18 protein-coding genes and 1 tRNA gene are annotated in these 20,259 nt (G+C 61.5%); 9 read left to right on the forward strand and 10 right to left on the reverse strand.

The features are described 5' to 3' along the window. Positions 1–4: 4 nt before the first annotated feature. The 4 genes from SynBMKMC1_RS01870 to sfsA form a co-directional block, all read right to left on the reverse strand. A complete protein-coding gene (locus SynBMKMC1_RS01870) occupies positions 5–631 on the reverse strand; it encodes a DUF1997 domain-containing protein (protein WP_011932223.1) in 627 nt (208 codons plus the stop codon). A 60-nt stretch (positions 632–691) separates the two neighbouring features. Beyond that, complete coding sequence (locus SynBMKMC1_RS01875) at positions 692–1,891, reverse strand: 4-hydroxy-3-methylbut-2-enyl diphosphate reductase (RefSeq protein WP_186472530.1); 1,200 nt, start codon at positions 1,889–1,891, stop codon at positions 692–694. A gap of 128 nt (positions 1,892–2,019) precedes the next feature. After that, a complete protein-coding gene (locus SynBMKMC1_RS01880; RefSeq protein WP_186472531.1) occupies positions 2,020–3,489 on the reverse strand; it encodes an ammonium transporter in 1,470 nt (489 codons plus the stop codon). A 92-nt stretch (positions 3,490–3,581) separates the two neighbouring features. Then, positions 3,582–4,346 carry a DNA/RNA nuclease SfsA gene (gene sfsA / locus SynBMKMC1_RS01885; RefSeq protein ID WP_186473278.1) on the reverse strand — a complete coding sequence of 255 codons (765 nt, stop codon included), beginning with the start codon at positions 4,344–4,346 and terminating at the stop codon, positions 3,582–3,584. A 78-nt stretch (positions 4,347–4,424) separates the two neighbouring features. Here sfsA and murJ point away from each other — a divergent pair, with 78 nt between their 5' ends. Beyond that, complete coding sequence (gene murJ, locus SynBMKMC1_RS01890) at positions 4,425–6,032, forward strand: murein biosynthesis integral membrane protein MurJ (RefSeq protein WP_186472532.1); 1,608 nt, start codon at positions 4,425–4,427, stop codon at positions 6,030–6,032. Here the strand turns inward: murJ and SynBMKMC1_RS01895 are convergent. Genes SynBMKMC1_RS01895 through SynBMKMC1_RS01905 form a run of 3 tightly spaced genes read right to left on the reverse strand, consistent with a single transcriptional unit; the run spans position 6,019 to position 6,894 of the window. Next, entirely contained in the window at positions 6,019–6,282 is a 264-nt protein-coding gene (locus SynBMKMC1_RS01895) for a hypothetical protein (protein ID WP_011932228.1), read from the reverse strand. The genes murJ and SynBMKMC1_RS01895 overlap by 14 nt on opposite strands. Positions 6,283–6,306: 24 nt before the next feature. Then, the gene (locus SynBMKMC1_RS01900; RefSeq protein ID WP_186472533.1) at positions 6,307–6,597 is read right to left on the reverse strand and encodes a DUF3181 family protein; all 291 of its coding nucleotides are present in this window, start codon (positions 6,595–6,597) and stop codon (positions 6,307–6,309) included. A 42-nt stretch (positions 6,598–6,639) separates the two neighbouring features. Then, positions 6,640–6,894: a hypothetical protein gene (locus SynBMKMC1_RS01905; protein WP_011932230.1), complete on the reverse strand. Its 255-nt coding sequence runs from the start codon at positions 6,892–6,894 to the stop codon at positions 6,640–6,642. Between the two features lie 93 nt (positions 6,895–6,987). Between SynBMKMC1_RS01905 and SynBMKMC1_RS01910 the strand changes: the two genes are divergently transcribed. The 7 genes from SynBMKMC1_RS01910 (at position 6,988) to SynBMKMC1_RS01940 (ending at position 13,562) form a co-directional block, all read left to right on the forward strand. Beyond that, positions 6,988–7,061: transfer RNA gene (locus tag SynBMKMC1_RS01910), tRNA-Arg, on the forward strand. Between the two features lie 90 nt (positions 7,062–7,151). After that, a complete protein-coding gene (glyA, locus tag SynBMKMC1_RS01915; RefSeq protein ID WP_011932231.1) occupies positions 7,152–8,441 on the forward strand; it encodes a serine hydroxymethyltransferase in 1,290 nt (429 codons plus the stop codon). An 89-nt stretch (positions 8,442–8,530) separates the two neighbouring features. Then, a complete protein-coding gene (locus SynBMKMC1_RS01920) occupies positions 8,531–9,676 on the forward strand; it encodes an MraY family glycosyltransferase (RefSeq protein ID WP_186472534.1) in 1,146 nt (381 codons plus the stop codon). Beyond that, positions 9,669–10,973, forward strand: a complete 1,305-nt coding sequence (locus tag SynBMKMC1_RS01925) for a competence/damage-inducible protein A (protein ID WP_186472535.1) — start codon at positions 9,669–9,671, stop codon at positions 10,971–10,973. The genes SynBMKMC1_RS01920 and SynBMKMC1_RS01925 overlap by 8 nt, the downstream gene beginning before the upstream one ends. Positions 10,974–11,006: 33 nt before the next feature. Next, positions 11,007–12,425 carry a 3-isopropylmalate dehydratase large subunit gene (gene leuC / locus SynBMKMC1_RS01930; protein ID WP_186472536.1) on the forward strand — a complete coding sequence of 473 codons (1,419 nt, stop codon included), beginning with the start codon at positions 11,007–11,009 and terminating at the stop codon, positions 12,423–12,425. Further along, a complete protein-coding gene (locus tag SynBMKMC1_RS01935; protein WP_186472537.1) occupies positions 12,425–13,039 on the forward strand; it encodes a 3-isopropylmalate dehydratase small subunit 2 in 615 nt (204 codons plus the stop codon). The genes leuC and SynBMKMC1_RS01935 overlap by 1 nt, the downstream gene beginning before the upstream one ends. Before the next feature lie 52 nt (positions 13,040–13,091). After that, positions 13,092–13,562: a pentapeptide repeat-containing protein gene (locus tag SynBMKMC1_RS01940; RefSeq protein ID WP_186472538.1), complete on the forward strand. Its 471-nt coding sequence runs from the start codon at positions 13,092–13,094 to the stop codon at positions 13,560–13,562. 11 nt (positions 13,563–13,573) lie between these two features. Here the strand turns inward: SynBMKMC1_RS01940 and SynBMKMC1_RS01945 are convergent, their stop codons facing one another. After that, positions 13,574–16,798, reverse strand: a complete 3,225-nt coding sequence (locus SynBMKMC1_RS01945) for a DUF3769 domain-containing protein (protein ID WP_186472539.1) — start codon at positions 16,796–16,798, stop codon at positions 13,574–13,576. Positions 16,799–16,906: 108 nt separating this feature from the next. Continuing rightward, the gene (locus SynBMKMC1_RS01950) at positions 16,907–17,026 is read right to left on the reverse strand and encodes a photosystem II reaction center protein I (protein WP_006042333.1); all 120 of its coding nucleotides are present in this window, start codon (positions 17,024–17,026) and stop codon (positions 16,907–16,909) included. A 61-nt stretch (positions 17,027–17,087) separates the two neighbouring features. Between SynBMKMC1_RS01950 and SynBMKMC1_RS01955 the strand changes: the two genes are divergently transcribed. Continuing rightward, a complete protein-coding gene (locus tag SynBMKMC1_RS01955; RefSeq protein WP_255486257.1) occupies positions 17,088–20,051 on the forward strand; it encodes a glycoside hydrolase family 38 C-terminal domain-containing protein in 2,964 nt (987 codons plus the stop codon). On the opposite strand, the gene psbN is transcribed toward SynBMKMC1_RS01955, so the two are convergent. Beyond that, positions 20,039–20,179: a photosystem II reaction center protein PsbN gene (psbN, locus tag SynBMKMC1_RS01960; RefSeq protein WP_011932239.1), complete on the reverse strand. Its 141-nt coding sequence runs from the start codon at positions 20,177–20,179 to the stop codon at positions 20,039–20,041. The genes SynBMKMC1_RS01955 and psbN overlap by 13 nt on opposite strands. Positions 20,180–20,259 lie beyond the last annotated feature (80 nt).

The following is a 20,259-nucleotide window of genomic DNA, read 5'->3' on the forward strand; positions in this document are numbered from 1 at the left end:
GCGATCAGAAGGTCGCCCGGCGCCTTGGCGGGCAAACAAGTCCATGGCTTCCATGGAAATCTTCCTGCACCTTCCAGGTGAGTCGTCTTGAGATTTGCCTCACGATCTGACGCAGCAGTCGATCGCCGCTGGATTGCACCAGGCCCTCGGGAAGCATGGTGATCACCTTGGGAAGGGAGATCCAGATGCTGAGATCCAGCTCCCAACGCACACAGGTCGTCGGCAAGCCCTGGTGCGTGTCGTCATTCAGTGTGAGACCTGCCTGGAAATCAACGTCGTAGAGCGCGGCCAACGCTGGATCCCTGTCTGGCTGCGTCACCGTTTCGATGGCATACGTGCCTTCATGGCCTGGTAGAAGGCGCAAGGCGATGGTCGGTTCCACTTCGAAGCCAAAATTCCCGAACCGACCCAGGGTCAGCGCATAGGTCTGGGCATCGAGGGCCTCCACCTGCATCGGTGCGGCGCAGCGGCGGAACCAATCGTCGTGTCGATCGAGATGGCGAGCCACCACCGCATGGCTGGCGCGCATCTCCATGCAGTCACTGAAGTGACTGCGGTAACAGCGCACCTGTGGGTCCTGGCCATGGCACGAACGGAGGGAATCGGCTGATGGTCTCGACAAGAGCAGCACGGATGAGAGTCCCTGGCAGGGGTTGACCCCAAGGTCAACCAATGTAAAGCGAGCAGGTCTTCAGTTTTCTTCGCTGAGACTGATCAAGCGCTGGATCACGTGCTCCACGACGCGATCCGGGGTGGAGGCTCCGGATGTGATGCCCACGGTGACCGTTCCGCTCGGCAGGAACTCCAGTTCGCGGATCAGCTCCTGGCCGAGAGGCTTGTGTTCGATGCTGTTGTCGGCACTGATGCGCTCCGGGGTGTCGATGTGGAAGGAGCGGATGCCGCGGTTGATGGCGATTTCCTGCAGATGGGTGGTGTTGGAGGAGTTGTAGCCGCCGATGACCACCATCAAGTCGAGCGGTTCATCCACAAGGGAAAACATCGCGTCTTGGCGTTCCTGGGTGGCATCGCAGATGGTGTTGAACGCCAGGAAATGCTCATTGAGTTGCGTTGGGCCGAATTTGCTGAGCATGGTGCGTTCAAACAAACGACCGATCTCTTCGGTTTCCCGTTTGAGCATGGTGGTTTGGTTGGCAACGCCGAGTTTTTCGAGATCCTGATCAGGATCGAATCCTGGGGAGCAGGCTTTGGAAAAGCGAGCCATGAAGCTGTCGCGGTCTCCGTTTCCGAGGATGTAATCGGCAACGATCTGGGCTTCTTCCAGGTCAAGCACCACGAGATAAGTCCCAGCGAATGAGCTGGTGGCCAAGGTCTCCTCGTGCTTTACCTTGCCGTGAATGATTGAAGTGAATGTCTGCTTCTTGTGCTTCTCCACGGTGTTCCAAACCTTGGAAACCCAGGGGCAGGTGGTGTCAACGATGTGGCATCCCCGTTCGTTGAGAAGCTGCATCTCTTGAACCGTTGCGCCAAAGGCGGGAAGAATCACCACATCACCCGAGGTAACACCAGAGAAGTCCTTCACCCCTTGCTCGACGGGGATGAATTGAACGTTCATCTCGCGGAGGTGGTCATTCACGGAAGGGTTGTGAATGATCTCGTTGGTGATCCACAAGCGCTCACTGGGGTAGTGCTTTCGGGTTTCATAGGCCATGGCAACAGCGCGCTCCACGCCCCAGCAGAAGCCGAAATCCTTGGCGAGGCGCACTTGAAGCCGACCATGGTTCAAGCGATACCCGTTGTCGCGGATCGATCCAATCAGGCTGCTCTGGTAAGCCTGCTCGAGACTTCCGGCCACCTCTTCGGAACGTCCGAACCCTCGGCGGTTGTAACGGTCGGAGTGGTGCAGGGAGCGCTTGAAGGCGTGGGTATCCATGGTCGCGACGACGATGCGATGACTCTATGGGCTGCGGGTCAGGCTTGACCCATCGGCATGCGATGGAGCAATCCTGCAAAAAAAAGCCCCGGCCCTGGGGCCGGGGTTTCAGACATCACAACCGGATCTCAATTTCCGGACGATGCGAAATCGGGATAGGCCTCCATGCCGTGCTCACCGATGTCAAGCCCCATCGTCTCTTCCTCTTCGGTGACGCGGATGCCACCGAACAATCCGCCGATGATGCTCCAGGCGATCCAACAGGTCACCAGTGCCCAGATGGCATAAGCAGCACATCCGAGAGCCTGGATGCCGAGCTGTTCGATACCACCGCCCACGAGAAGCCCGAGAGGTGAGCCATCGCCCTGGATATCAAAACCCCAGAGTCCGACGACCAGAGTTCCCCAGACACCACAGACACCGTGGACAGAGAAAGCGCCGACGGGATCATCAATTCCTGCTGAATCGAGAGCAGATACTGAGAAGACAACGATCACACCGCCGATCAATCCTGCAACCCACGACCCCACCAGGGTGAGGTTTCCGCAGCCTGCCGTAATGCTCACAAGGCCAGCCAGGATTCCATTAATGATCATGGTCAAATCAGGCTTGCCTGACGTCATCGTCGAAATCACGGTGGCTCCAATCGCTCCACCCGCGGCAGCCAGAGTTGTTGTCACAGCGACATAAGGCACCCATTGGTCCATGGCCAGCTGGGAACCAGGATTGAACCCATACCAGCCAATCCATAGGATGAGCGCTCCGAGCGTTGCAATCGCCATGTTGTGACCGGGGATTGCTTGCGTACGACCATCGACATATTTGCCGATGCGTGGCCCGAGCAACATCGCGCCCACAAGACCGGCCCAAGCACCAACGGAGTGAACAATTGATGAGCCAGCGAAATCAATGAATTCTTTATCGCCAACGCTGTTCAGCCAGCCGCCATTCCATTCCCAGCTTCCAGCAATCGGGTAAATGACTGCGGTCAGCACAAGCGCGAACACGACGAATTCCCCGAACTTCACCCGTTCAGCCACCAGGCCGGAAACGATGGTTGCGGCGGTGCCGGCGAATGCAGCTTGAAAGAGGAAATCAACAGTGGGAACAAGGCCCGCTTCACTAATGGTTTCTGCTGAGACAGCTGGATCAAAGAACAAACCCTTGAAGTAAAGCCAGCCATCAACAACAGAACCGCCATACATCAACGAGTAGCCGATGAACCAATAAGCAGTTACCGCCAGGGCGAACACGAAAAGGTTCTTGGCTAGAATGTTGACGGCGTTCTTCTGGCGACACATCCCGGCTTCCACCATGGCGAAGCCAGCGTTCATGAAGATCACCAAAATGGTTGCTACTAGCAACCAGAGGTTGTTGGCGAGGAACGCTGCGTTGAGTTCAGGCAGCTCTTCGGCAAATGCGGCAAGGTTGAAAATGCCTAGTCCGAACAGAGCGACTGGCACACAGGCAAGCCATAGGAGTGATCGGTTCGTTCTGAAGCCTCTGATGCTTTGCAGAAGGAGCATTGGCCCCTCAAGCAGGCTGGCCTCCTGAAGAGGCTTTCGTCTCCCCGATAGAGAGTTCAAAGCAGTTGTCATGAAAGGAAAGCGGAACTGCAGGTCGGACTGTCGAAAAGACTGTCTCACCGCACCAAGATGTACTCGTGTGTACACCTCATACGTCGCCGTTGTTACCGAACTGGCGATTGCCTCGCCTCCAATGCGCGCTTCCCCTGCCAGAGAATTTTGTCCTGCTCAAAGCGAAAGGCGCAGGGGAAAACCTCTACCCCTTTCGAAATTGCTTGTCGGAAGAGCTCCCCGTAGTGAGGATCTGCGCTGTCTCCCGGTGCGAATGCGTTGAGGTCGTCACGGCTGATACAAGGCACCAGAAGCGCTCTGGCGTTGGGTAGCACGCTCATGAGTTCACGGAGATGCTTTTGGCCACGTTCGGTCACGGTGTCGGGGAAGAGTGCGAGTGATCCCTCGCACCAGGTTGTGTTTTTGATCTCGACATAAATTTTTCTTGGATCTGCACTGTCGCTCTGGGGAGTCAGCAGCAGATCAATGCGGCTGCGCTTGTTCTCGCCGTAGGCCACCTCGGGTCTGATCTCAACAGTTGGACCAACAACTTCGTTGATACAGCCGGCTTCGATGGCTGCCCGGATCAGACGGTTGGGTAATGCGGTGTTGATCCCCACCCAACAGGGTTGTCCATCAGCACCGGGTACTTCGGCCTGTTCCCAGGTCCAGGCCAGCTTGCGGGTTGGAGAGGGGGCATGGCGCAGGCGCACCCGTTGGCCTGGAATCAAAACGCCCGTCATCGGTCCTGTGTTCGCGCAGTGGGCGGTCACGCACGATCCGTCCTCCAGTTCGATGTCTGCCAGAAAACGCTTGTAGCGCTTGAGCAAAATCCCCTCTGTGAGCGGTTCAAAGGAGAGGAGAGGGGTGCCGGTCATGGGGGCGGGCAGGTCGAACGCCATGGTGCCTGGGAATCAACCGAGAATTGGGCGCGTAAAGGTGGTTTGGCTGCGCTGATGGCGGGTTCTCTCAAGCGCATTGCCCTGGTGGTCACCGTGGGGACCCTCTTCAGCAAATTCGGAGGCCTTGTTCGCCAATTGGTGATCGCAGCGGCGTTCGGCGTTGGTGCTGCCTACGACGCTTACAACTACGCCTACGTGCTGCCTGGTTTTCTCCTCATCCTTCTGGGGGGCATCAATGGACCCTTCCACAGCGCCATGGTGAGTGTGCTCAGTCGCAGGCCCAGAAACGAGGGCGCTCACATCCTGGCCATTCTGAACACCACGGTGAGTGCGCTGCTGCTGGCGGTCACCGTGGTGCTGGTCCTGGCTGCTGGTCCGTTGATCACCCTGGTTGGGCCAGGCCTGCCGCCAGAGCTGCACCGCATCGCTGTCGTCCAGCTGCAGGTCATGGCCCCCATGGCCTTGCTGGCTGGTTTGATCGGTCTGGGATTTGGATCCCTCAATGCCGCCGATGAGTTCTGGATTCCAGCGATTTCGCCCCTGATGTCGAGCCTGGCGCTCATCGTTGGTGTCGGTTTGCTCTGGTGGCAGCTCGGGTCGGCCATCGCCTTGCCGGAGCATGCCCTCTGGGGAGGGGTTGTGCTGGCCCTGGCCACGCTCGTTGGCGCCGGCTTGCAGTGGTTGTTGCAGTTGCCTGCGTTGATTCGGCAGCGTCTCGCCCGATTCAAGTTGTCCTGGGATTGGCGTCACCCCGGTGTGCAAGAGGTCTGGCAGGTGATGGGCCCCGCCACCTTGTCGTCCGGAATGCTGCAGATCAATGTCTTCACCGATCTGTTCTTCGCCTCGGGGATCCTCGGTGCAGCGGCAGGGCTTGGCTACGCGAATCTTCTGGTGCAGACACCGCTCGGGTTGATTTCCAATGCCCTCTTGGTGCCACTGCTCCCCACGTTCTCCAGGCTCACGGCTCAGGAGGATCGGCCTCAGCTCATCGCCAGGATCCGCCAGGGCCTGATGCTCTCCACCGCCTCGATGCTGCCGTTGGGCGCCTTGTTTCTGGCCTTGGCCGCTCCGATTGTCGCTCTTGTGTACGAGCGCGGTGCCTTCGATGCGCAAGCGGCGCAGTTGGTCACCGGGCTGTTGATGGCTTACGGAATCGGCATGCCGGCTTATCTCGGCCGCGATGTGCTCGTGCGTGTGTTCTACGCCCTCGGGGACGGCACGACGCCCTTCCGATTGTCGATGGCCGGTATTGGCCTGAATGTGCTGTTCGACTGGGCTTTGGTTGGGGGGCCTTCCCCCTGGGGGCCTCAGCTGCCCTTCAATTTCGGGGCACCCGGGTTGGTGCTGGCCACGGTGCTGATCAATGCCCTCACCTGCCTTGCGCTGCTGCTGCTTCTGCAGCAACGCTTGGGTGGTCTGCCACTGCGCAGCTGGGGGTACGACGCCCTACGCCTCACAGCAGCGGCAGCCCTGGCCGGTGTGGTCGCCTGGGGGCTCAGCGCAACGGTTCACTGGCCTTCCAGCTTGATCGGCCGTGGGCTGCAGGTGGCCCTTTCCGCTGGGGTCGGCGGCGTTCTGTTTGCGTTGTGCGGGCAGGCGCTGGGGATCGCTGAAGTTGTTGAGATCAACCAGGTTGTTGCACGCAGGATTACTCGTCGCTGAGTGTCACCGTTCGGTCGTCGCGCACCTGAATGGGCAATTCGAGCTGCTGCCGCCCCACGAGCTGTGGCCCCTGAACCGACACGATCCTGGCTTCAATGCCGAACTCGCGGAAGGCTGTATCAAGCTCCTGAATCAGGGCTTTTTCCACCTGGGCTTCAGGATCCACCACCTTGCCGATCAGGCGCTCACCCAGTCGGCCGATGCGCTGCCGCACCACGTCACGTGCGTTGGTGACCTCAATAATCAGCACGCAGGTTCCCCAATCGGGGCAACCTTATCGGCAGTGGTCCTCAAGGATCTGTTCGAGGTCGGACAGTTGCGAGGACGGCAACAGCCTGGCGAGGGGCAGCCGACTGCTCCCGCCGCCGATCGAGACCTGGACACGTTCGAGAGCCTGGCGAGCGGCGATCTCAGCTCCCTGATCGAGGAGTGCGCTGCATTCGATCGCGAGGGCTTCGGCCAGGCCTGCATCTTTCAGATACAGGTGCCAACCGGAGACCTGCAGGTACAGACGATCGCCGAGGGCCGAGGTCAGATCGTGCAGATCAGCAGCGTCCATGGTCATGGCAAGAAACGGTCATGGCGAACGGTCAGTCGCATGTTGGCTTCACGACGCCGGGTTGTCTGGTTCCGGTTCGGGGCGCAGTCTCAGCACCACCGTGAGATGGATCACCAGTCCCACCAGCCATAGACCTGTCACAACGTTGAGGTGGCTCCAGGGATGGCGCATCTCCTGGAAAAACCAGAGCCCGCTGTTCACGGCTGCAAACGCCATGCCGTGGAGTGTGAGATTCACCACCCGGTTGAAGTGCCGGTAAGTGGGATCAGTGGGGTCAGCAGGCCCGTACCAGCGGATTGGCATGGAGAGAGACCGAGGGAAGCGCAACAATTCTGGCGTGGGGATGTGCCCCAGTTGACGAAGGGCCCCTCCGTGGGGTCAGATAGGGGCACGCCAGCGCTTGTAGCTCAGCGGATTAGAGCATCTGACTACGGATCAGAGGGTCGGGAGTTCGAATCTCTCCAGGCGCGTGACTCAACTGCCTTCGGGCAGTTTTTTTTTGTTCAGAACTGCTGCTGTTGACCGTTGCCTACCATCCAATCAACGCATCGAGGCAACCCATGGTGGATTTCGAAACCGCTCCGATCAATGCACCATTGGCAGAGTCTGATCCAGCAATTGCCCGTTTGATCGATCAGGAGCGCGATCGCCAGGAAACCCATCTCGAGCTGATTGCTTCGGAAAACTTCGCATCGAGCGCCGTGATGGCTGCTCAGGGCTCGGTGTTGACCAATAAATACGCGGAAGGCCTGCCGAACAAGCGCTACTACGGCGGCTGTGAGCACGTGGATGCCATCGAAGACCTGGCGATTGAGCGGGCCAAGGAACTCTTCGGTGCTGCCTGGGCCAACGTTCAGCCGCACAGTGGTGCCCAGGCCAATTTCGCTGTCTTCCTGGCCCTGCTGCAGCCCGGCGACACGATCATGGGTCTGGACCTGTCCCATGGGGGCCACCTGACCCATGGCTCACCGGTGAATGTGAGCGGCAAATGGTTCAACGTTGTCCAGTACGGGGTCGACAAAGAGACCCAGCGCTTGGATATGGAGGCGATCCGTCAGCTCGCCCTCGAGCACAAGCCCAAGCTGATCGTTTGCGGTTTTTCGGCTTACCCCCGCACCATCGATTTTGCGGCGTTCCGTGCGATTGCTGATGAGGTTGGGGCTTACCTCCTGGCTGATATGGCCCATATCGCAGGCCTGGTGGCAGCCGGCGTCCATCCCAGCCCGGTCCCCCATTGCGATGTGGTCACCACCACCACGCACAAAACCCTGCGCGGTCCCCGCGGTGGTCTGATCCTTTGCCGGGATGCCGAGTTCGCCAAAAAGTTCGACAAGGCCGTTTTCCCCGGTTCGCAAGGCGGACCCCTTGAGCATGTGATCGCAGCCAAAGCCGTGGCCTTTGGCGAGGCACTCCGGCCTGCGTTCAAGGCTTACAGCCAACAGGTGGTGGCCAATGCCCAGGCCCTGGCCGACCGCCTGATGGCCCGTGGCATCGATGTGGTGAGCGGAGGGACCGACAACCATGTGGTGCTGCTTGATCTGCGCAGCATCGGCATGACCGGGAAGGTGGCCGACCTGCTGGTCAGCGATGTGCACATCACCGCGAACAAGAACACGGTTCCGTTTGATCCAGAATCACCCTTCGTCACCAGCGGGCTGCGCTTAGGAACCGCTGCGCTCACGACCCGTGGCTTCGATGCTGACGCGTTCGCTGAAGTGGCCGAGGTGATTGCTGATCGTTTGCTCAATCCAGAAGACGATGCCATTCAGGCCCGTTGCCTGGAGCGGGTGGCCAGTCTCTGTCGGCGTTTTCCCCTCTACGCGATGGCAACGGAACCGGCGCTTGTCTGACTGGACCAAGCTGACCTGGATTCCCAATCCAGGTCTGCCTACATTGGGAGCCATCCGCCCGTTTCGGGCCGTCCTCACCGGGGTTTTGCGTGACCATCGCGAGCACTCCTCTCGCTGTCGCTGTGGTGATTTTCCTGGCGGCAGCTCTGGTCACCACGGTGACCGTGCCGCTCGTGCGCAGGCTCGCCCTTCGCCATGGCTTCACCGATACCCCCGATTCGCGCAAGCAGCACAGCGTGCCGATGGTCCGCCTCGGTGGTGTGGCCATGGTGCTTGGTTTCAGTGTTGCGCTAGGCCTCACCTGGCTAGCCGGTGGCTTCGGCTTGCTCACCCCTGCGCGGGATCAGCTGATCTGGACCACGCTGGCGGGGTCTCTCTGTTTCTTCATCATCGGCTTGGCCGATGACCTCTTTTCGCTGTCCCCTTGGCCCCGCCTGGCGGGCCAGGTTGCCGTTGCCATGGTGGTTTGGTCTCAGGGCGTGAGAATTGGCGCCATCGATTTGCCCTGGGCGTCCAGCACCGCCGACGCTGTTGTGCTTCCCGGCATGCTCAGCCTGATCGCCACGGTGATCTGGCTTGTGGGCATCACCAATGCGATCAACTGGCTTGACGGACTCGATGGCCTGGCGGCGGGCGTTGCAGGGATTGCAGCCATCGGACTGGTGTCCGTGAGTTTCTCGTTGCATCAGGTCGCTGCTGCATTCCTGGCGGCTGCGCTGGCGGGAAGTTGCCTTGGTTTCCTTCGCCACAACTTCAATCCCGCTCGCATTTTCATGGGTGATGGCGGGTCTTATTTTCTCGGCTTCAGCCTTGCGGCGATCAGCATCGTTGGCCCAGCCAAGGGCCTCACCACGGTGAGTTTGCTGCTGCCCTTGCTCATTCTTTCGCTGCCACTGGCCGACATGTCAGCCGTGATCATGGGGCGCTTGCGTTCGGGGCATTCGCCTTTTTATCCAGATCGCCGCCATCTGCATCACCGTTTGCTCAGGGCCGGATTCAGTCACCGCCGCACCGTGCTGCTGATTTACGTGTTCACCCAGTGGCTTGCTGCCATGGCCATGGTGGTGGCCAACGTGGAACTGCGCTTTCTCTGGTTGGGTCTGGCGACCGCCATCCTCGTGGGCACCGTGGTGGTGATGCAGAGGCAGAAACAGGCCGAGCTCGCTCGGTGCAAGGCGGAGGCGGAGTCCCTTTCCGACACGGCGCAATCCTGCTCCTGCGAACACCATGGCTGACGCTGCTGGCCGTTCCGGTGTGGAGGTTCTCTGCATCGGCACGGAGCTTTTGCTCGGAAACATTGTGAATGGCAATGCACGCTGGCTGGCTGAGGAGCTGGCGGCTCTGGGCTTGCCCCATTTCCGGCAGACCGTGCTTGGAGACAATCGGGATCGATTGATCGCTGAGGTGCGAGAGATTGCGAGTCGCTCTCGGGTGTTGATCACCACGGGGGGGTTGGGCCCGACTCCCGATGACCTCACCACTGAAGCGATCGCGGCGGCCTTTCAAACGCCCCTCGAGGAACGTGCCGACGTCTGGGCTGATATCACAGCCAAGTCGCGCAGTCGTGGCCGGGAGCCTGGCCCGGAAACCAGGCGTCAGGCCCTCCTGCCAGTGGGCGCGACGGTGCTTCCCAATCCCACTGGAACGGCGCCGGGGATGGTCTGGTCCCCCACCGACCACTTCACGGTGCTCACTTTTCCTGGCGTACCCAGTGAGATGCGTGCCATGTGGCAAGCCACCGCGGCTCCTTGGTTCCGCCAGTCCGGACTCTCCAGCGGCGTGTTTGTCAGTCGGACGCTGCGTTTCTGGGGGATTGGTGAATCCACCCTCGCTGAGCAGGTCAGGGATCTGCTCAATCAGACCAATCCCACTGTGGCTCCCTACGCCGGCCGCGGCGAAGTGAAGCTGCGCATCACCGCCTGCGCCTCGGATCAGCCTGAAGCCCGTGCGCTCGTGGATGAGACCGAACGCGATCTCCGCTCCCGTACAGGTGATCTCTGTTTCGGGGCCGATGAGGCTTCACTCGCGTCCGTGGTGCTCGCGCATCTGCGCGCGCGGGGGGAGACCCTGGCTGTGGCGGAATCCTGTACGGGCGGAGGACTTGGCGCCGAGCTCACCGCAGTGCCTGGTTCCTCGCAGGTGCTCCTCGGTGGTGTGATCGCTTACGCCAATGCGGTGAAGTGTGAATTGCTGGGTGTGCCCTCCTCCCTGCTGGAGGAGGTTGGCGCTGTGAGTGATCCGGTCGCCCAGGCGATGGCGGAGGGGGTGCGACGGCTGACAGGCAGCGACTGGGCGCTCGCCCTCACGGGAATCGCCGGTCCGGGAGGTGGGAGCGATGACAAACCGGTCGGGCTCGTGCATATCGCTGTGGCGGGACCGGACGGTTGTGAGAGTCATCCCATCCGGCTGGCCGCGTCCCAAGGACGGGACTGGATCCGGCTGGTGAGCGCCGGGGAGGCTCTCAACCGCCTGAGGCTGCGGTTGATGGCAGCCGAATCGGGGCAGACCCACACTGAAGCTGAAGGCCATTAGCCGTTAAGTTGATTGTTTACGGCTGACCCTGGAATGAGCAGCGGGACCCTTTACGACAAGGTTTGGGATCTGCATCGCGTCGCTGATCTTCCCGGTGGATCCACCCAGCTGTTCATCGGCCTGCACCTGATCCATGAGGTAACCAGTCCCCAGGCTTTTGCGGCTCTCGAAGACAAGGGACTCACGGTGCGCTGTCCGCAGCGCACCGTGGCCACGGTGGACCACATCGTGCCCACCACCAGTCAGGCCAGACCCTTTGCGGATCCTCTCGCCGAGGAGATGCTGAGCACCCTGGAACGCAACTGTTCCCATCACGGCATCACCCTGCATGGTCTTGGCAGTGGTCGCCAGGGCATCGTGCATGTGATCGCGCCGGAGCTTGGCCTGACCCAGCCGGGAATGACGGTGGCCTGCGGTGACTCGCACACCTCCACGCACGGCGCCTTCGGAGCCATCGCCTTCGGGATCGGCACCAGTCAGGTGCGCGACGTCCTCGCCAGCCAGAGCCTGGCGATGAACAAACTCAAGGTGCGTCGGATTTGGGTGGAGAACCAGCTCAGCCCAGGGGTGTTCGCCAAAGATTTGATCCTGCACGTGATTCGCTCCCTGGGCGTGAAGGCAGGGGTCGGATACGCCTATGAGTTCGCAGGTCCAGCCATCGAGGCCCTGTCGATGGAGGAGCGCATGACCCTCTGCAACATGGCGATTGAAGGGGGGGCGCGCTGCGGGTACGTGAACCCTGATCAAACCACCTTCGACTATCTCCATGGGCGTGCGCAGGCGCCTTCGGCAGAGGCCTGGGACCGGGCGGTGAGCTGGTGGCGCTCCCTGGCTTCCGGTGCTGATGCCTGCTTCGACGATGAGGTGCGTTTTGATGCTGCCACCATTGCCCCCACGGTGACCTGGGGCATCACACCCGGTCAGGGAATCGGTGTGGATGAAACTGTGCCCAGGCCTGAGCAGCTGGACCCAGCCGATCGCCCCATTGCCGAGGAGGCCTATCGCTACATGGATCTGGCGCCCGGTCAGGCCATCGCAGGGGTGCCTGTGGATGTGTGCTTCATCGGCAGCTGCACCAATGGACGGCTCAGTGACCTGCAGGCCGCGGCCGCAGTGGCCAAGGGCCGTCATGTGGCCTCAGGCATCCGTGCGTTTGTGGTTCCTGGTTCTGAACAGGTCGCCCGGGCTGCGGAAGCCGAAGGGCTTGATGCTGTGTTCCGTGAAGCCGGTTTTGAATGGCGGGAACCGGGCTGTTCCATGTGTCTGGCCATGAATCCTGATCGGCTGGAGGGGCGTCAGATCAGCGCCAGCTCGAGCAATCGCAATTTCAAAGGTCGGCAGGGTTCGGCGACTGGCCGAACCCTGCTGATGAGTCCCGCGATGGTTGCCGCCGCCGCGATCACCGGGCAGGTTCGTGATGTGCGGCAGTTGAACTGCATGACGACTGACTGATGACTGAGACCACTCCGTTCCCGCAAGGTTCGATCGCGATGGTGAGGGGGCGCGCCCTGGTGCTGCGCGGTGACGACATCGACACCGATCGGATTATTCCCGCGCGCTTTCTGAAGTGCGTCAGTTTCGAGGCCCTCGGTGCACAGGCCTTTGCGGATGATCGCCAGGAGCTGGCCGGTCGCCATCCCTTTGATCAGTCGGTGCACGCCGGGGCTTCGATCTTGGTGGTCAACGACAATTTCGGCTGCGGGTCCAGCCGCGAGCACGCTCCCCAGGCGCTGATGCGCTGGGGAATCAGGGCGCTGGTGGGTGTGAGCTTTGCTGAGATCTTTTACGGCAACTGCCTTGCGCTTGGGATTCCCTGCGCCACGGCTTCGTCGCAGCAGATCAGCGTTCTCCAGGATGCTGTGGCCGCGGATCCTGCGCTGAACTGGCAACTCGATCTCAACGGTCTTACGTTTTCCTCCGGTGCTGTTTCCGAGCCGATTCAGGTGGGTCCGGGTGCCCTCGACATGCTGCGTAGTGGCCAGTGGGATGCCACAGGCCAGTTGGTGGCTCGCGATGCGGAACTCACACGCACCATGGAAAACCTTCCTTACCTTCGAGGGTTCTGACGCGGCAGCCGCATCCAGGATTGTCTATGAATGAGACAGAGGGGCTCAGGTCATGGCGAATCCCAAGGCGGCTTCATGGGTTGCTGCATTGCTGACAGCACTGCTGACACCCTCGGCTCTCCAGGCGGGAACGCCACAAACCATTGAGGTTGTTCCCTACGGGACGCCGCAGGAGCGACTGCTTCAGCTTGGAGCCTGCGCTGGATGCGATCTGCGTGGGCTCAACCTTCAGGGTGAGCATCTGATCGGTGTGGATCTGCGCGACGCTGACCTCCGCGGAGTGGATCTGCGCGAGGCCAATCTCGAAGGGGCCGACCTCAGTGGTGCTCGGCTCGATGGCGCGGATCTGCGCGGCGCACGGCTCAGCAATGCCGACCTCACGGACACGGACCTGCGACGGGCAGACCTGCGCGATGCGGTGGTGATCAATGCCTATGCACCGAATGTACGAACGGATGGCATGCGTTTTGCCGGAGCGGATCTCACCGGCAGTCATCTGATCTATGGCGGCGGTCCCGACTGATTGCAAGCGCTCTAGAACGGGCGACTGTCGAGGGCGTTGGGGAGAGGGTCTGATGAATAGGGAATGAACGGTCGACCGGTTCCCGTGAAGTTGAAATCGTTGAGGCGGAAGCGGAATCCACCGATGCCTTCATAGGGGTTGTAGTAGAAGCCGAGGTCATAACTGCGTCGCTGCCAACGCAGTTCGATGTTCGAATTGATCACGTTCCCGTAGAACTCAGAGGCTGGATCGATGTTCACGCCCACGCCCGCATTGAGCAGCAGAGGGCCTGCAATCTGCTGTGTCAGGCCGATCCCCAGGGTGCCCAGGTCGATGGCTTGGTCGAATTCGAAGGGACTGGATCCCTGCTTCAACGTGCCTCCGCCTGCGATCGAGAGTTGGGTGTAATCCAGGAAGGGTTTGCTGAAGGTGCCGAGGGTGAGGGTGGGTCCCCCCGTGAGGCTGATGGTGTTCTGGCGGTTGCCATCACCGAACGCTGCCAGCGAGGTGTTCACGTTGGTGCGCAGCTCCAGCCCAGGAACAATGGCGACGGGGCTGTAGCGGTAGGCCGCTTCAGGCGTTAGCTCCGCTGGCTGACCTCGCCACAGTTGGTAGCGGCTGTTGAGCGATCCATAGAAGTTGGCGCGCAGGGTGTCGATCAGGTTGGTGCTGGTGAAGCTTTCAGCCTGGTAATTGCCTACGCCGAAACGCCAGATGTAGTCATTCTTCAGTTGTCCCCAGCTCCAGTTGCCCTTCTGTTCAGCAAAGCCGCCGTAGGCGCTGTACACATCGGTTTCACCCAACGATCCGTTCCAGGTGCGGTAGCGATAAGCGCCGAACACGCGTGCGCTCACATCTCCGATCCACGGAAGGGTGACGGTTCGTCGTGTGGTGCCCCAGAAGCGGCTGCCGTCGCTGAAGTTGCTGGGATTGAAGGTGCTGATGTCAGCTTCAATCTTGGTTGATAAGCCGAGGAATTCGCTGTTGAGTTCCGCCTCCAACCCGAACAGGTCACCGACGGTGTTGTCCTGGGTGACCTTGTTGCTGTCGATGGACGATCCGGGCGCCACGTAGCTGTTGTTGTCACCATTGATGGCACGTTGCAACAAGAACTGGGGCTGAAGCTCGAGCACGAGGTCTTCTGAGAACTCGATGGGGCGAAGGTTGCGGCCGATGAAGAAGCCACTGCGGTCGTCGTTGTCGATGCCCAACACCCAACGGTTCTCCACCTCTTCCTGCTTCTGGATGCGTTGTGTTCGCGAGACAGGAATCGGCAGACGCTCCTCAACGATCAGGCGATTGCGTTCACTCTTGATCAAGATGTCGCCATTATCTTCTTCCGTTGCCACAACGTTTTCAGCATCGATGCGGGTCTGCGCCGGGGTGAACGGATCGTTGGTGAACCCCATCCGATCGGCACTCCACCCATCTGGAGTGAGCCGGACCCTGGCGGCCTGAATGCGCCAGCGGCTGATTTCACCGGTGATGAACTGCGTGCGCCCTTTTTGATTGAGCTGGGATGGCCGCACCCCGCCGTAGCGATTGGCTGCCAGCACCTCGTTGTTGCGGAGATTGTCGGATCCACGGCTGCGTTCGAACACAAGGCGCTGCTGCAGCTGAATGCTGCTGATGCGCTGATCGATGGCGGCGATGGCTTCGGCTCGCAGCCGCTCCTGCTCCCTGAGCGACAAGGTGGAGTGTTGTGTTTGAGAGAAGGCTGGCGACGATGGTGCCTCGGCTGCGCTCGGCTGGTCGCGACGCGTGGGGTTGCCGAGCGTGATGTCTTCGAGTTGCTCATTCAGGGTTTGGGGGGCAACCCGGGCGCTGCGTCCTGGGTCAGGGCAACCCAGGGGAGGCGGTGCCTGCGCTGACAAGGCTTCGGGCTTGTCCTGCCCCCAGCGGTAGCGGATGCCGATCAGATAGGCGTTACTGCCTTCTTTCACACCGCTGTAGGTGCCGAATGCACCGGATCGGTGGTGGATGCGTCCCACCAGAGAGAGTTCTGGAGACACAGCTGCCTCCAGTTCAAACGCGAGGTAGTTGAGGAGCTGGGCGAAGTTCTCGCGGTAGGTGCGTTCGTAGTTGCTAACGGCGGAGTAATAACTGATCCCTTCCACAAACCCGAAGCTCAGCCACGGCTGAAGCCAGAGGCGTGCACCGATGCCGATGATGCCCTCCGCGAAAGCTTGATCCGGGGTGTCGGCATTGGGAACGCTCTGGTTGAAGGGGCCGCCTTGCTGTTTGTAAGCCTGGTGGCCGAACAGATCGGCTTCCAGTTCGATCGCAAGCGGGCCTGCCCTCCAGATGCGCTTTTGCATGCTGACGCCCAGCAGATATTCCGGACGCAAGCGCCCATTGAATAGAAAGGTGTCACCGAAATTGGAATCGATCATCTGGCCGCCCCAGGCGGTGATCGCCCAGGGATGGGGATGCCAGTCGGGAATCGGAGGGAGCTCCGGAGGACAGGCCATGCCGTCCTGGTCCTCAGAGGCCTGATCTTCAGGAGCCTCAGGCGTTGACGCTTCAGGAACGAGCCATTCCGGAGAGGGGGGGCGTTCTAAATCCCAGAATGTGCCGTTGTCCCCCTGCGGACTCAGCCGCTCTGCGGTGCTGGCCTCAAGGTCGATGTCGATGGCGGTGGGAAAGCCCAGACCACTGCTTTCCAGCACGGGGAGCCTGCGTTGGGGAGCTCCCGCGGGCGGACGCGGTCGCCCAGGGTCGGCAGCGCTTGCCGATGGGAAGGGGTTGAAGTCAACGGCCGCTGTGTCGAGGTCCAACACGCCGTAAACATCCTCCATCTCCCCACTGCCCTGGATCAGGCTTAAGCGCAGGGTGCTGGCCTGGAAGTACTGAGCCCCCCTGCGGAAGCGCACACTCCCGCGCGCCAGGAGCGTGTTGAACCCAGCGTCGAATTCGATTCGGTCGGCCTGAAGCACACCACCGTTGAGGGTGGCTTGCACATCACCTGTGGCGATGAACAGATTGCGGCGAGCGTCATAAAACTGGCGATTCGCGCGCAACAGCAATTCAGCAGGAGGCTGAACCTCGGCTGGCTGACGATCCCGCACTTCAGGGCTTTGGGGCCCCGGGTCAGGATCATCTCCAGGCGGCTCCTGTGCGCGCACCTCTGCGTTGGCTTCAGGAACGATCCCGAACTCAACCAGGTCTTCACCCTCGGCCGCTCTGACAGGAACGACCAGAGCAGAGGCGATGGCGAGCAGCCCCGTGATGGTGATTGGCGCCCGGAAGGCTGGCAAACCCGCTCAGCAGTGGCCGGCGATCCTCCCATGGGCAGGAGCGTCAGGACGCGTTGGATGACCAGTGATCGGCGTGGACCCGACGAATGTCAGGGCAGGAGAAAGGCATCAATCTTCGAGATCCTTGCGGCTCGGTGTGCGGCTGGGGTCGCTCGCGAGGAAGCCGAACACGAAGATCCCGAGGAAAAAGAAGACGACCGAGTAAACGGAGATCTTGAGGGCGAGCATGGAGACCGACCGGCGTCTGGGACAGCGTCATCATCTTATGGGTCAAGGATGGGAGTTCATGATGCAGGACCCTCTGCAGCCCCGGCGATTGGCGTGGATTGAAACGTTTCGGCGCCGCAGCAGCCTCGATCTCCTGTCTGGGTGGCACCGCCGCGGTGACCATCAGCAACGGTCTGCACTGGCGGACCCCTGGGGGGGCATCCACCGTCCTGACTGGGCTGAGCGGGGGCTGCTGATCTGGCCGAGGGGTGGTGTGTGGCTGACGATTGAGCAGCTGATCCGCTGGCCATCGCACTGGAATCAGAGTCCCCATCAGCAGGAGCGTCTTGTTCTCAGTTGGTGGGCGGATGAGGTCCGGGTCTGGGTTGATGATGTGCTCGTGCACAGCGGCGATCTCTTCGATACCCGTTGCCGTTGGGTTCTGCCGGAGCGTTGGCGCAGCGGTTCCGGACTGCGGGTTCGGCTTGAGCTGCGCAGTCCATGCCATGACGATGGTGCGCTGATCAGCAGCCGGCTGGTGCGGGAGCCGCGCAATCCACAGGTGGACCCAGACGGTTGCCTGCTGCCGGAAGCGCTGGATCTTCAGCAGCTCAGGCAGTCTTCAATCCCCGAGTCCTGGCTCGACTGTGCGCCCGACTCGAGCCGGGCTGCTGCGTTGGTGCAGGCTCACCTCGCCGAGCAGGCCTCCGCCAGCGGTGTTGTGCATTGGGTTGGCCATGCCCACCTGGATCTGGCCTGGCTCTGGCCCGTGGCCGATACCTGGCAGGCGGCCGAACGGACGTTCCAATCGGCCCTGGCGTTGATGGAGCGTTGGCCGGATCTGCATTTCGCCCACTCCACACCGGCTCTCTACGCCTGGATGGCCCAGCATCGGCCTGCCCTGTTTGCCCGGATCCAGGACGCCAGTCGCAAGGGGCGTTGGGAGCCCATTAATGGCCCCTGGGTCGAAACTGACTGCGTTTTGATCAGCACGGCCTCCCTCTGGAGACAGTTCGACCGCGGTCAGCACTTCAGTCGGCAGCAGTTTCCCGAATGGCGGCATGACCTGGCCTGGCTGCCCGACAGCTTCGGCTTTGCTGCCGGGCTGCCTGCCGTTGCCAACGCCACTGGCGTGCAGTGGTTCTGTACCCACAAACTGGCCTGGAACGCCACGAATGCATTCCCCCACAGGTTGTTTCGCTGGCGGGGCCGTGGCTCCGCTGAGGTGATGGCCCTGATGCTCCCTGGAATCGGCACCGATGCCGATCCCGTGGCCATGGACTCTGAGCAGCTCAAATTTCAACAGAGCACGGGCATCGACCGGGCGTTGTGGCTTCCCGGTGTGGGAGACCACGGTGGTGGCCCCACGGCCGAGATGCTGGAGCAGCTCCAGCTCTGGCAGCACCATCCCCAGGCGGCGGCTCGGGATGGTGGAACCGTGCGCGGTTTTTTGCAGCACCTTGAGCCTCTGCGCGAGGGATTGCCGGTTTGGCGTGATGAGCTTTATCTCGAGCTGCATCGCGGTTGTGCCACCTCACGCCCCGATCAGAAACGCCACAACCGAACTCTGGAGCGTCTGCTGCGGGAAGCCGATCTGGTGGCGGCACTGCTGGGCCGGGAGGGGCAGGACTGGGCCTGGTCGGTTCTGCTCTTTCATCAGTTCCACGACATTCTTCCCGGCACCGCCATCCCTGAGGTGTTCGATCAGGCCGAACCGCAGTGGCGCGCGGCCCGTCGCGCAGCGGCTGCGGCCCGTGATGCAGGCCTGAGGCATCTCCTCGGTGCTGAAACGGCAGGCCATGGCGGTGGCAGCTCCTGTCCCAGGCGTTGGGCCTGGTGTGCGCTGCAGCCCTTGCCGCTCTGGTCGCCGCTTGTGCGCCTGCCGCGAGGGCATTGGTGCAGTGCTGGTCGGCAGCTGCCGGTGCAGGTTGCTGCCGCCGGTGGCGTGTGGGTGCAGCTGCCCGTGGTTGATGGCGTGAGTGCAGTGCCGCTCGAGCGCAGCGACCATGGGGCTGATCCTGGCCAGATCGCCACGGCTGTTCGCGACCCCGTTGGCGTGACAGCCCGCGAAGACGGAGGTTGGAGGCTGGGCAATGCTCGCCTCACAATCGAAGTTGGACCTGAGGGTTTGATCGCTTTGGGCGATGCGGAGGGACGCTCCCATCTGGCGGCCCCACTGCGCCTGAGCCGCTACCGCGATCACGGTGAATTCTGGGATGCCTGGGATCTTGCCGCTGATTACCGCACGCATCCATTGCCCATGCCAGAGCGATGGCAGGTGGAGCTGCAAGACAGCGGCCCATTGGTGGGCCGCGTCACCCTTCGCGGTCAGTTCGGCAACAGCAGGCTTCGCCTTGATGTGCTGCTCGCTGCTGACGCTCCGTTTGTGGAGCTGCGCCTCAGCGTTCAGTGGCGCCAGTCCCATGAGGTGTTGCGGCTTGAATGCCCCTTGCAGAACCCTGCGGTGCGCTGGGCCTCAGACACCAGTGGTGGTGTGATCGAGCGGCCCGCCAAGCTGCACACGCCCATGGAAAAAGCCCGTTGGGAGGTGCCCGTGATTTCCTGGCTGGCCAGCGTGCCTGCCGCTCCGGGAGGTGGCCTGGCGGTGTTGCTCGACGGACCCCAGGGCGCTGACGCAAGCCCTGATCACCTCGGGGTGTCTCTGCTCAGAGGCCCCACCTGGCCGGACCCCTCAGCTGATGCGGGCTGGCATCGGCAGCGCATCGCTCTGATGCCATTGGCGGAGGGATGGATGCGCAATGGTGTGCCGCAAGCCGCCATTCGCTTCCGCGAACCGGGGTGGCATGGTCCTGTGGATCTGAAGCACGTCCGGCAGGGGCTTCCCGCAGTTCCGGGTGGGCTGATTCCCTTGGCCATCAAGCCCTCAACAGACGCTTTATCACTCGTGATCCAGCTGCTGAATCCCGGAGCTCAGCGCTTGCATTGGCAGTTGACGGAGGACTGGGCGGTCCCTGATGGAACCAACCGGATCGAGCTCAGGCCCGGTGAACTCCGGGAGGTTCGCTTGGTCCGTCAGTCCTCGTGATCGTCAAAGGGATCGTCGAGCCGTTTCGACGGCGGACCGAAGGCTGTGTACACCCCGAAACCGGTGAGGCCAAGCAAAGCAGCCAAAACAGCGATCGCGACGGACAGAGCCGGCGAAGAACTTTCCATCACATCTCTCGACAGGATCGGCCTCATCCGGGCCGGGACCCCTAGAGTATCCGGACTGAACTTCACCCGAGACCCAAGCG

This window comes from Synechococcus sp. BMK-MC-1 (assembly GCF_014279955.1).
GTDB lineage: Bacteria > Cyanobacteriota > Cyanobacteriia > PCC-6307 > Cyanobiaceae > Synechococcus_C.